Source organism: Bacteroides coprosuis (genome assembly GCF_020741705.1).
In the GTDB taxonomy this organism is placed as follows: Bacteria; Bacteroidota; Bacteroidia; order Bacteroidales; family Bacteroidaceae; genus Bacteroides_E; species Bacteroides_E coprosuis.
The window spans coordinates 1-13,114 of record NZ_DYYK01000177.1 but is presented as its reverse complement, the minus strand read 5'-3'; the positions used below and the strand labels follow the sequence as shown (position 1 = coordinate 13,114).

Annotated in this window: 11 protein-coding genes; 7 read left to right on the top strand and 4 right to left on the bottom strand. The window is 34.5% G+C overall.

All coding sequences use genetic code 11. The features are described 5' to 3' along the window. Positions 1-10 precede the first annotated feature (10 nt). Complete coding sequence (locus K8V80_RS10480; RefSeq protein ID WP_276777779.1) at positions 11-2,212, bottom strand: hypothetical protein; 2,202 nt, start codon at positions 2,210-2,212, stop codon at positions 11-13. 230 nt (positions 2,213-2,442) lie between these two features. On the opposite strand from K8V80_RS10480, the gene K8V80_RS10475 reads away from it, so the two are divergent. Beyond that, positions 2,443-2,805: a hypothetical protein gene (locus tag K8V80_RS10475; RefSeq protein ID WP_276777778.1), complete on the top strand. Its 363-nt coding sequence runs from the start codon at positions 2,443-2,445 to the stop codon at positions 2,803-2,805. 1 nt (position 2,806) lies between these two features. Here K8V80_RS10475 and K8V80_RS10470 read toward each other — a convergent pair whose 3' ends face one another. Next, positions 2,807-3,574, bottom strand: a complete 768-nt coding sequence (locus K8V80_RS10470) for an N-acetyltransferase (RefSeq protein ID WP_276777777.1) — start codon at positions 3,572-3,574, stop codon at positions 2,807-2,809. Positions 3,575-3,864: 290 nt separating this feature from the next. Here K8V80_RS10470 and rfbC point away from each other — a divergent pair, with 290 nt between their 5' ends. Beyond that, positions 3,865-4,419, top strand: coding sequence for a dTDP-4-dehydrorhamnose 3,5-epimerase (gene rfbC, locus K8V80_RS10465; protein WP_006744730.1), 555 nt, complete (start codon positions 3,865-3,867; stop codon positions 4,417-4,419). Here the strand turns inward: rfbC and K8V80_RS10460 are convergent. Next, entirely contained in the window at positions 4,416-4,820 is a 405-nt protein-coding gene (locus K8V80_RS10460; protein WP_276777773.1) for a hypothetical protein, read from the bottom strand. The genes rfbC and K8V80_RS10460 overlap by 4 nt on opposite strands. A 490-nt stretch (positions 4,821-5,310) precedes the next feature. Between K8V80_RS10460 and K8V80_RS10455 the strand changes: the two genes are divergently transcribed. The 4 genes from K8V80_RS10455 (at position 5,311) to K8V80_RS10440 (ending at position 8,550) form a co-directional block, all read left to right on the top strand. After that, positions 5,311-5,943, top strand: a complete 633-nt coding sequence (locus K8V80_RS10455) for a hypothetical protein (RefSeq protein ID WP_276777770.1) — start codon at positions 5,311-5,313, stop codon at positions 5,941-5,943. Between the two features lie 241 nt (positions 5,944-6,184). Continuing rightward, positions 6,185-6,949, top strand: coding sequence for an SHOCT domain-containing protein (locus tag K8V80_RS10450; protein WP_276777767.1), 765 nt, complete (start codon positions 6,185-6,187; stop codon positions 6,947-6,949). A 312-nt stretch (positions 6,950-7,261) separates the two neighbouring features. Next, positions 7,262-7,594, top strand: a complete 333-nt coding sequence (locus tag K8V80_RS10445) for a hypothetical protein (RefSeq protein ID WP_006744734.1) — start codon at positions 7,262-7,264, stop codon at positions 7,592-7,594. 17 nt (positions 7,595-7,611) lie between these two features. Further along, entirely contained in the window at positions 7,612-8,550 is a 939-nt protein-coding gene (locus tag K8V80_RS10440; protein ID WP_276777764.1) for a hypothetical protein, read from the top strand. 148 nt (positions 8,551-8,698) lie between these two features. Here K8V80_RS10440 and K8V80_RS10435 read toward each other — a convergent pair whose 3' ends face one another. Then, positions 8,699-10,498, bottom strand: a complete 1,800-nt coding sequence (locus K8V80_RS10435) for a DUF4091 domain-containing protein (protein WP_276777762.1) — start codon at positions 10,496-10,498, stop codon at positions 8,699-8,701. A 719-nt stretch (positions 10,499-11,217) separates the two neighbouring features. Between K8V80_RS10435 and K8V80_RS10430 the strand changes: the two genes are divergently transcribed. Further along, a partial coding sequence (locus K8V80_RS10430) for a pyruvate formate lyase family protein (protein WP_276777760.1) occupies positions 11,218-13,114 on the top strand: 1,897 nt, incomplete at its 3' end.

Genomic DNA, 13,114 nt, shown 5'->3' with positions numbered 1-13,114 from the left:
AAAATGGAACTTATTTGTTTTGATCTCTGTCAAGAGAGAATCTTCTTTTTTTGACTTCTTTACTCATCTTTTTATCTTGAACCCAAGGGTCTTTGCGATAGATAAGCAAGTCATAGGGTCTGTTGCTAAATGCAAAGTTACCTAAGCCTATCCAATATTGGGCTTGGTGCATATACTTATGTAGGTTGCAATAATCATTCAGTTTGGTAGATAGCTCCACAATACTTTCTGATGGTGCTACAAAATAACTTAGTCCTAACTTTTCAGTACTGATGTAAGCAGAAGTATAAGATATTTCCTTGTCTTTTTTGACTTCTTCTTTTAAATCACGCATTCTACTCACTATCCTATCAACTGACATCGGGCGAATATCAAATAGATGAAATAGGATATCTATTTTATCGGGATCTTGACTCCGTTTAATTTGCTTACATATTCTTTCAAACCAAGGGTTATGCCAGCGATTTTTGATAGGGTCTTTGCTTTCATCAATCCATTTATCTACTCCAAATTTAAAAGGGTAGTAGTTTTGATCAATGTACTGAGCATAGATATTATCAATAAACACCTCATTGGTATCGGGTATCGTTTGTAGCTTATGGCAGAGGTGATAACCCAAGTAAGCCATCTCTTCTGTAGCTATAAAATAATTGGTGAGCTTACTTCTTTGTCGTAAGTAGTACAGCAGCAAGAAAGGATTCTTCATATAATGAAGTAAGATTTCCAACTCAAATATAGTGGTAAATACAGGGAAAGGATCATCCTCCTTCTTTCTTAAAAATAGATGAGCTTGGTGAGTGATGGTAGGGTAGTTTTTGGTTGTTACCCCCATTAAAAACACCTCATCTATGGGTTGCGATAATATGATAGGGTTACCTTCTTGATCGAATAATTCGGAATTACAATTGAGTAAAGATTTTCTATGATTCAACCCCGTATTATAAATTTCTTGTATAGCTCTTTTGAATTCCAATAAAACCTCACGGTTATTATCGTACCTCGAAATCTCAGTTATCCTATCTGAACGTACCTGCACACATAGTGCTTTATTATTAATGACGCATATAATATCTATCTTTTGGGTATTCCCATCTTCACATTTTACCGTTACATTTCTTAGCATCTGTTCGGGATAATAGATATTACTTAAGAGGTGACAAGTGAGATTGTTCCCAAATTCAGCAGTATGATCCATTATTGTGCTACGATAGGCCTTATCTTCAACCATCCATTCGGTAGGAGCTTCGTATAAAATAGCATAGAGCATAAAGCTCAAAGGAATAAAATACCGCTTTCCATTGGGTTCCAGAAGTAGGATAGGTCGTGTCCTGAAATAATTAAAATCACCTACACTATTAAATTGAGTGTTGTACTCAGCCACTTGGTCGGTAGTGAATTTCTGCAAGAAGGCTTCCACAAAATCTTCTTGTCCAAAGTCATCTCTATGGAGAACGAATAGATTGAGGATATTTTTATAAAAAGCTTCCCAATTCTTTTCACTCATTTGAGAGATGTCAGTTTGTTTGGTTTCAGAGTCTATTTCATTAAATAGATCTAGATAAGGGTAAAAGTCATATTGCCAAGCATCAGGTCCCACGTTGAAGTCTTCCGTTCTATTGCGTTTCCCTTTCATCATAAATGAATAGAAATGCTTGAAATTCTTGTGCAGTTTATCCTGAATACGGTTAATGATTTTTATGGCTTGAGTAATGGTAAATCCACAGTTATGTGCTAGCCAATCCTCGTCATTTTCATACTTTGCTTTTAGTAGAGTATCATAAGGATATAACCTAGTGCCATTACCCGAATAAATAATAGGCTCAACAATGGAACCTTCTTTTACAAAGAAGTTCAGTTGCTTTACTTCGGCCTCTCTACTTGCAGAACCCTTTTGAAGAGATTGTTTGATGGTTTCTTGATTGTCACGGATAAGAGATTGCTCCAACTCCTTCATGAGTTCAATACTTGCTTTTTTGAGACGTAGCAAGTAGGAAGGGTGAGTAGGATATGAAAAGTCAATCGGTTTGTGTAGTAAAAAACCAACGAGAAGTGATACTTCTTGAATCCCTAAATGGTCTTTATAATTCACATCGTGTAGATGTTCTATGTCATAATGAAACTCCTCTAAGATAAGCATGCAAAGGGCATAGATATAACCTTTAGATCGGACAAGGTTATTCAAATCGTCTAAGATAGATTCAGTTTTTCTCATTTTTTCAAGTTTAAGGTATGTGCCTTGATATGGTTTGTGTTAATCTAGTCTCACTTTATCTAAGGTAACAAATTAAAAATGAAAAAGATACAATAGAACATGCTTTTGTTTATTTTTTCTGCATTTTTTGGCTGATATAGGGTAGCCTATAATTTTAAAAGAAATTAACGAAGCAAAATCTCTTTAAGTTTGTTTTGTAATAAAAGGATGAATAATCAAGATAACTATTTATGAAGAAGTCTGAAGTTGAAGAAACCTGGGTGCAAGTGGATGCCTATTGTATTCCAAGTAGTGAAGTAGAAGTTTATAAAGCTCAACGGGAGGAATTAGCAGAAAAAGCACTTCGTTTTTTTGAGACGTTTTGCCACCACACCTCAAGAGACTGGGCAGGGAGTCAAGATGGTGAAGCTGTTGTAGGGTTAAATAAACAGAATGAAATTATAGCCTTGATTCATTTAGACCCTGATGGAGTAGAATTTATGAATCAGTATCCTGATGTGAAAGATTTTGAAAAAGCTTTATTGCTCACAAACGAAATTTATGAGGATGATTTTGAGAGATTGCTAGGTATGAAAAATAGGCAAAAACAGTAAGCTAACAGTTGTGTTTGTAATAGTCTATCCATTTCAAGAGTTTAGGCACTGTCAAAATATCATTTGTCACAAATTTCCCATCCATAAAAATACTATAGGTGGTAGTGGCTGCATAGTGATTTTGTGCTTCTTCTTTTGTTTTTAGTTGATGTATCTTAATGGGAGTTGATTCCTCTTTAATAATCGGAATAATCTGCTGAATATAGGTGCTTGTAAATGGGCATTGTGCAGTAAAATAAATGTCAATTCCTTTTGCATTTGGTATAGGTTCTTTACAACATGCTTTGAACTGTGGCTGAGTAGGTGCAGGCTCTTTTAAGTCTTTCGCCAATAGCTCAATACCATATTCGGTACGATCTACTGTATGAAACCCTTGGCTGATAAAAAAATTCTTATCACTTAAGTACGTTGTTTTTTTAGTCCCAGCCATCACGATGATGCCTGCCTTATTAGAAGCAATCGCCTCTTTTTCGCATAACTGGAGTAATTCTTTGGCATATCCCATCCCTTTATGGCTACCTGCTACCCAGAGGCAGTCAATAAATAGATAGTTGGGTGCTTCGATGGGATTCCATGCTTGTTCGGCAGGTAGATATTCGATAAAAACTTTCCCATGGACATCCAATTTTATAAACTTTAATCCTTCTTTAAACTGATTGGATAACCACTCTTTCTTTGCAGAGACTCCTATATTTGAATTTTTAGAAGCCAGAGCACAACAGATGTGTTCTTGCTCAATATTGTCGGCTGTCAATTGGATAAATTTCATAGAATAATAGTTTCTTCAAAAATAGAGAATAGATAAAGAATACAATTATTGATTTATATATTTATTTGAGAAAGATGTTTTTTGTATGAAAGTCTGGCTATCAATAAGTACTTCTTTCAAGCGAAGTATCTAGGCTATTTGATGACACATAAATGTGTGAAATAAAAGAAAGAAACATTCTTGTGTAAAAGAGTTTTCCCAACTATCTTTGTTACTCTTAATATAAGAGTCATTACAAACTCTTATAGATGTACTTCTTTAAGATTACTTACAACAATTAATAGGGAAATATGAATTGCATAGAAACTCCACTCCAGGGATTATATATCATCGAACCCAAGGTCTTTAAAGATCAAAGAGGTTACTTTTTTGAATCATACAATAAAAAAGAATTTGATGAGAAAGTAGGGAGGGTAGAATTCATCCAAGACAATGAGTCAAAGTCTATTTATGGGGTGGTAAGAGGATTGCATTTTCAAAGAGGAGAGTACTCTCAGGCTAAGTTGGTACGAGTTGTTCAGGGAAAAGTACTTGATGTCTGTGTGGATTTACGCAAAAGCTCTCCATCCTTTGGACAGATATTTACGGTAGAGCTATCTGCAGAGAATCATCGTCAGCTGTTTGTTCCCCGTGGTTTTGCACATGGTTTTAGTGTGTTAAGTGAAGAGGTGATCTTTCAGTATAAATGTGATAATCTATATGCTCCAGAGAGCGAGGGAGCCATAGCGTGGAATGATCCCAAATTGGGCATCGATTGGGGTATTCCTGCAAACGATATTATTCTGTCTGAAAAGGATAAACATCACAAACCTTTGGCTGAAATTAGCGATTGGTTGTTTGATTAATTATGCACGTTTGCAAGCTCCATTAATTGTTTTGTTTTGAGTTGTCTTTCTACGGAGAATGTTTTATCCAATCGGGTTAGTTCTTCAAATAGATAACAGGCTTTGAGAGCTAAATTTCTTTTCTCTTCTATTTGCGAAGAAAGTAAGGCATCGTGATAAAGAATCTCAGCTAATAACTCAATGCGTACAACTTTCTCTTGTAATTTGCTTTGATCCAAATACGCATGAATATCTTCGATGCTTTGAGTGAGAAAGAAGTCTTTGTCTTTATTTAGGTATTTGGAGTAAAAGTTTTCTAACTCTTGCTGTTTCTCGAGTTTACTTCCTTTCTTATTGAGTAAAGCTGTTAAGGCTTTCATTACTTCCTGAATCATTCTGAGTAAAAAATCTTCTTTCAACATATCTTTCTACTTTAGCTATTTAGCGTCGCAATGTAGTATTATAATTTTTAAAAGTGACGAATAAGTGTATGAAATTATAGTTTCTGTTTGATTCGGTAAATTAATTTCATATTTGGCTTGTTTTTGCTAATTATTTAAGACTTTATTCTTGCGTTTATAAAAGGAGTTCTTTAAATTTGTTAACATAGTCCAAGCGCTATAAAGCTGACTAAACTAAACTCTCGTTTCTATACTATGTGAACGAATTAGTCTCATGTGACTAATATCACATTGGACATTTTATAAAGTCCAAAAATTCCTAATTTTAAGTTTTTCACCCTAGCTAGTTTTATTTTTTTTCTAGCTAGGGTGTTTTATTTCTGATAAAGTAATACTCCTTTGGGTAGCAAATGGTTGTTTTGTTAGCGAATTAACAAATAAAATATCGCTATTATTGATTAAATAGCAAATAAATGATATATTGCTCCTGCTAACCAATACTTGATTTATTATGAAAAAAGCATTGTATCTTTTGTTGTTGATTCCTATAATACTTTTAGCAAAAGAAAATAGTGAGGCTAATTCTTATTCCATTCTAGTGAATAAAAGTACTCATCTAGTTAAAGCTGATCCTCGAATTTTGGGTGACTGGCAATTTAAAGATTTACAACTCTTTGCAGTACTCGATTTTAAAGAAGAAGCCTTGGATGGCATGAATGATACAGAGGTCTTCAAAACTCGTATCACACAAATAGCAAATGAATATTTAAAATGGTTATTAACCTCAGAAGAAAAACATACATTGTCTTTTTATGAAGGAGGCAAAGTAAAGATTGAAGGGGCTAATTCTAAAGTAGAAAGTGAATATATCTTGAAAGACAATATTTTAAGTATAAACGAGATGATTGAGGAGGATGAATTTTACCTACCCATAGATGGTGCTTCTGTAGAAGTTTCGGACAATCAGCTTCAATTAACCAGTACAATTACAGGAGATAAATTAGAAGCGCTGCTGCTCTTTACGGTTTTGATGGATGATTCCAACTTTCCGAATGTGAAAGATTTAGAAGAGCTGAATGAATTGAGTAACAAAGATTTATTTGAAATTATCTCTTTAAAGGTAGTCTTAGAGTATGTAAAGTAAAATGAGAATAAGATATACGAATTAAGAATAATAATTAATCATTTCCATAAATGAGCTGAGTCAGCCCTATACAAACAGTAGTTTGTTGGGGCTGATTTTTTATTATAGACTGAATTATAGATGTAACATTATATGTATCAAGGGATAAAATGTATTTAGTTAGTGAAACTTCTTGACTGTAAAATGTGTTAAGCTTGTAGAGAGTATTATCTTTTAGCTATAAATTAATGAAAGGGCAGTTATGGATTTTTTAATTGGTTTTATACTATTATTTACGGTTTTTATACTCATACTATTATTGAGTATCCACTTGAAAACACGTAATCAAGGTCGGTTTCTTTTTGATAAGCTGAAGCATATTAAGGATTTTAGTTTGTCTCAATTTATTATGGGACAACAAAATAGTTTCTTGCTAGCTGTTGATAAAGAAAGAGAGCTTGTGGCATATATACTTCCCAATTCGCAAATTGTTTTTCCCTATGAGTCTGTTTTGCGAATCGAAATGTTAGAAGATGATGTCATTGTATCAGAACGAGTATCAGAACGGGTAGGGCACAACTCTAGTTTTCAAGAAGTTGTTTCTAAAGAACCTTATAGTTTGTCTCCTCTAAAAAAAGAGGATGGAAAGTCTAAAGTGGCTCAAGTAGTTATGCGCATTACTCTATCCAAAGGAGAGAATCCTTGGCTCCCTATTTATTGTTTTAATGCAAAAACGCAGTTGTTTGGTGGTTCTCGAACCCTTGACCTAACCAATATGGAAAGTCAGATGTATCGTAAAGGAAAAGAGATGGCCTATCATTTAGATATGCTGTTTAGTAAGATTATAGATCGTGTAGATGAAGAGTACTTGAAAGAGAGAGTGTTCTCAGAAGAAGAAAAAGAGATTTACTCAGATGCTATACCAAAACTAATAGCGGATGAATTAGAGAAATTATTTGAATTAAAGATAAAAGGAGCTCTTAGTCCAGAAGAGTTTAGTCAACAGAAAAAGAAATTACTAGAGTAGGTTTTTTAGCCTAAATACGTATAAGCTTATTCTAGTTCTCTTAAAATTATTGAGAGGCGTGCATCTAGGGTTATTACTTATTTAAAGGCTAATTTGAATAAAAAAGGCAGATAGAGAGTAGAGGCGAATTAATAAGCAACTATACGCATGGCAGGGCTGTATTATCGTATTTATCGGAGGTGCGTTTCAATCTGAATTTATAAATATTTTAAATATGAAAAATCTTGCTATAAAATATTTTGATAAACCTAACCTTTATCTGAATAAATAGTGTAAATTGTAAGTGTTAACCAACTACAAAGTCTAAAAACAATGAACCAAGGTCTAGTTATATTTTCCTTAGTCTTATTGGCAGCTATTTTATTAGTATTATGGCTGAGTCAATATAAGACGGTAAAAGAATTTTACGATACGGGAGAAGTAAGACGAATATATCGCTTGAAAAACAATCAGAAACAGGGGATAGAAAAAGTCTATTATAAGTCTGGAGAACTCAATAAAGAAAAGCATTGGAAACATGGAGTTCTTATAGGTAAATCTGTTACGTACTATAGAACAGGTGAGAAATATATTATAGATACCTATAACTCTGGTAATCTAGTAGATACTGTTATCTTAAATACAGCTTGTAACCAAGCGAAGTAAATGAAAGGAGAATCTCTATGAGTGATTTATTGAATAAGCTTACTGGAAAACAAGCCTTGCAAGATAGAAAACTTGCTAAGGAGATAAAAAAAACAGCCCAACATAAAATTGATGAGTATGTAACTCATACTGAAAACTTGAATGCAGAACTTAATTCAGCCATCGAAAATCTGGCACAAGTTAAGTTGTCCGCCCTACAAGATACTCTGGCCCACTTCTTATCTCTATTAAGAGACTTACAAGAAAACAATCCCGAAGCATATCGTCAACTACTCAAAGAAATAGAGTTAGATGATGCTTCAATGGCTCGCTTGATATTAATGGATATGAAGGTACATGATATTAGCGAAGCCCCTTTAAATAAGGTAGCTATAGCGACTGTTGCTTGTATAGGTGTTCCTGCTTTTGTTAAAGGAGCTGTTGATACGTATGCCGTGGCAACATCAGGTACTACTTTGTCCTCTTTAGCTGGCTCAACCGATATCCATTCTATTTTATCTTATTTGGTAGGTGGAGGTATTCTTTCTACTGCAACATTGGCAGCAACAGGTGCTTTAGCTATTGTTTCTGCTGGTTTGTTGGCATCACAACACTATTCTAACAAATTATCTAAGGCTACCGAGTTCAAAATAGAAGTAGATGAGGCTTGTGAAAAGATGGAGCAGTCTTGGGGTACTATGGGCGAAATAAAGAACTTAGTATGCAAAGCAAGTGCTGTATTGAGTGCTATACACCAAGAAAGTAAGAAAGAGCTCAATTATTTTGAACCAATTATTCCAGACTTTGAAGTAGAACATCATTATCACTTACAGCGATTCAAAGATATGGCTAGGTGGATTAAGATGATGGGTTTATTGGCTAAAACTCCTTTATTTGATAATCAAATGAATATCAATAAAGAAACTGATGAGCTATTAAATCAAACAGAAGAAAGTCTAGGAGTAGTAGCTTTTTAATTTGACTGTATTATCCTTAGATTGGACTAAAAGTTCTCTTTTAGCCATTTTATAGAATTAATTTATATAATAAAAGAGGAGAGTATCATTGTACAATAAATGATATTCTCCTCTACTTATTTATTAGTATAATCCAACTTTAAGAATATTACTTATCCAATTCTTTAGTTATTCTATTTAATAATGCTTTTCCTTTATTGAGCAGTTCTACATAATCTTGTTCTGGGTGAATAGTAAATGCAGCTAGCGTTTGCTGGAGTTCCTCTAATAAAGCATTATTCTTTTTACTTGGATTGCTTTTTAGTTTAGTCTGAAGAATTTTGATCTTTTCTACATCTTGGATTCCCTCAATTAATCTTTCAAAGCGAATAGAACTTCTTGCATCTGGATAGACAATGTAAGTGTCTCCAGCAGGCCAAGTTCTAAATCGAGAGTCTGTCAACGGGTTTTCAACCCATGAATTGTATGCCCAACGTAGGAATCCGTCTAGCCCAGATGCTAAAGCATACCAACCCGCATAAACTGCTTCGGCGGGTTCTGAAAAAGTAAACGTATTGGGGAATGCATCAGAGCAGCACACATAATAAGTAGTGATAAGTCCTTCTTCCTTTCTTTTTTGAATATCTTCTTGTTCAAACTTAGCACCAGCAGCCAAGCTTATTTCTTTTATGAATGGATATTTCTTGTAACTTTTTTGGTTGTCTGCATAGGATATTCCTAGTTCGGGCGCTTCTTTCTGTAGCATTTCTATTGTTGCCTCCATTTCTTCAGGAGTGCGTTCATCCATTGCGATATTAGTAATCTTCAACCAACCCTTTTCTGCTAAATGAGCTTTAAAGTCGGTAAAGAAGTGGTGCCATACCTTATTAAATAGATCCGATCCAGGGTTTGCTTGTATAGTTACCCTTTCACCCGATGCAGCATCTTGATAGTGCAATTCATTATTCCACGGAACTACAGAATAGCAATTAATCATTTTATTGATACCTAGCTCCATCATTAAGCTTACCCATTTGTCAAAAATAGTATAGTCATAAGTCCAACTATCATCTTCATTTTTAGTCCAAGTAATCATGTCCGCGTAGGTATCATAACATTGGTTATTCCAGGGGTCTTTATTTAATGTGGTTGTAATTACTTTTTGTCCAGCATCTGCCAACATCTTCATCACAGGTTTTAATGCTTCAAAGTGAGCATCACTCCATAGTTCTATATCTTGAACTCGGGCCACAGCAGCAGGGTGTTGCCATAAGTCTAAATGGTAGGTCCATTTATTAGGTGTAGGTAGAGTTTCATTGGTTACCTCTAGTTCAAAAGCCAAGGTTTTATCTTTTGCGTCTTTTGAATGTATCGTTATAGAAGAGGAGTAGAGTCCAGCTGGTGTGCCATGAGGAATATTCACCGTAATCCATATCGGGCGTACAGTATTACTCTCTATATCCATAGTAGTAATATTGTCAAGCATATCTGGAGCCAGTGAAGCTGCAAAGTCTTCTGGTTGACGGTATCCACAGCCTTCTCCAAATTCATCAGTCATTACATATCTTACAAAACGGAGTTCAGCAATAGAAGCTGGTAAATTATGATGTGGAGATTGGAAGCTACTTATACTTATCTCTACTTCTTCTACAGATTGCGTACTCCATAGCAAAATTTGAGAAGAAACCTTTTCTCCTTTCCATCCTGTTATGCGATGTGTAGTTTGGTATTCACCAATTTTAGGTTCTTCTGATTTGTAATATTTCTTGTCAATAGAAACATAAGATATATTTAAACCCTCGGGTGTAGATGTCCAAGGTTCTACTGAAGATTTACTAGGATCATCTAGTTCCGAAAACTGACTATATGTTTTGGTAATTGTATTTTGAGCTGGTTTACAACTTGACAAAATGATACCAGATAAAGCTATTGTTGAGAGGAGAATATTTTTGTATGAATAAATGCGCATGTGTTGTTTTCAATTAGTCTATGTGAATTTAATATCTTAACAAAGGCAAAGGTAAGTTTATTTATCGACTTTTACTTAACTCTTATTTTTTATATAATAACCCATCATTTTGTATACTATAATTAGTAAAATATTTTCTTTTATTATTTCCTTTTAAATTCTTTATTTCCATCTTTCATTCTTCTTTTTTAGTTACTTTTTTGAGCTGATCTTTTATTGATGACTTGATCTATATCAATTTAATATTTATTACGTTTTTAGTGTATAAGTATATAATCTTTACAAATGTTAATATGTCATTTTGTAAAATAAAGAAGATTGTATTTTAATATAATAGCCAAATAATGTTTTATATATGCTGTATAAGCCCTTTTGTTTGCCCTAAAAATATAAATTAAGATTTCTTTGTAATAAAATATCACTAAAATACCAAAGTATAAAAATCGGTTTTTAATACATTTTTGTGTAATATATGCATATAAGCTTCAAGAATATTATGGTAGAATGCTTTTAATTCACTATTTTTGTGCCTTCGTAAGAGTGAGAGATTTAAGTGTCTTTTATTTTTACTAAATACATGTTTAATGTGACATACTTATAACTAGCGCATATAGCACTAGCTAGAGCATGTTTAAGTAGGACCCATTAGACATTTGGTAATCAATAGATAAGTAATCGTATGGATTACTTCTAAATATTAATCTTTAAATAAACACATTATGAATGCTTATAAAGGTTTTAAGTGTGGTAAATGGGTAGATGAGATTGATGTGAATAACTTCATTCTTGAAAACTATACCGAATACACTGGAAACGAATCTTTTTTGGCAGGCCCTACTGAAGCAACAACTAAACTTTGGTCTCTACTAACAGAAATGTTTAAAGAGGAAAAACAAAGAGGAGTTTATGATGCTGAAACCCGAATTCCATCCCAAATTGACAGTTATGGTGCTGGATACCTAGACAAAGACTTAGAAAAAATTGTAGGTGTGCAGACTGACAAACCTCTTAAAAGAGCCATTTTCCCGAATGGTGGTTTAAGAATGGTCAAACAAAGTCTTGAGGAGTATGGTTACGAACTAGATCCCCAAACAGAAGAGGTTTTTACAAAATATCGTAAAACTCACAACGATGGTGTTTTCGCTGCATATACAGCTAGTGTTAGAAATGCTAGAAGTAATGCAATTATCACTGGTCTTCCTGATGCTTATGGACGTGGTCGTATTATTGGTGACTACCGTCGTGTAGCTCTTTATGGAGTAGATCGTTTGATTCAAGAAAGAAAAGATTACTTTGCTAATACTGATCCTGTAGAGCTGGACGAAGAGAAAATTCGTTCACGTGAAGAGCTTACTGATCAGATAAATGCTTTAAAAGCACTAAAACGTATGGCTGCTGCTTATGGATTTGATATTTCAAAACCAGCAGAAACAGCTCAAGAAGCTATCCAATGGACATACTTTGCTTACTTAGGTGCTATTAAAGATCAGAATGGTGCGGCTATGAGCCTTGGTCGTACTTCTACATTCCTTGATATTTTCATTGAAAGAGACATTCAGAATGGTGTTATAACCGAAGAAGAAGCTCAAGAAATGATGGACCATTTCATCATGAAGCTTCGTATGGTGCGTTTCTTACGTACTCCAGAATACGATGAGCTATTCTCTGGTGATCCAGTGTGGGTTACTGAGTCTATTGGTGGTATGACTAAAGATGGTAAGTCTTTGGTTACTAAAAATAGCTTCCGTATCCTTCATACATTATATAATTTAGGCCCATCTCCAGAGCCAAACTTAACTGTTCTTTGGAGTGAAAGTCTTCCTGAAAGCTGGAAGAAATATTGTGCTAAGGTTTCTATTGATACTTCATCATTACAATACGAAAATGACGACTTAATGCGTGTTCAGCTAGGTCAGGATTATGGTATTGCTTGTTGTGTATCTCCTATGGAAATCGGAAAACAAATGCAGTTCTTTGGTGCTCGTGCCAACTTACCTAAAGCTCTTCTTTATACCATCAATGGCGGTAAAGACGAACGCACTAAAGCTCAAGTTACACCTACAACTTTTGAGAAAGTTACAGGTGAGTATCTTGACTTTGATGAAGTGTGGACTAAGTTTGACAAGATGCTTGATTGGATTGCTGAGACTTATGTGAAAGCTCTAAATGTTATTCATTACATGCACGATAAGTACTCTTATGAAGCACTAGAAATGGCTCTTCATGATCTAGATGTACATCGTACTCAAGCTTTCGGTATTGCTGGTATTTCTATTGTGGCAGACTCTTTTGCTGCTATGAAATATGGTAGAGTGAGAGTGGTAAGAGACGAGAGCGGCGATGCAATCGATTACGTAGTTGAAAAAGAGTACGTACCTTATGGTAACAACGATGATAATACAGACCAATTTGCAGTTACTATTGTAAAAATGTTTATGGATAAGATCAGAAGCCATAAAATGTATAGAAACGCAACACCAACTCAGTCTGTTTTAACGATCACATCCAACGTGGTATATGGAAAGAAGACAGGAAATACTCCTGATGGCCGTAGAGCAGGTGAACCTTTTGGTCCTGGTGCCAATCCTGTGCACGGGCGTGATACTCGTGGAGCTG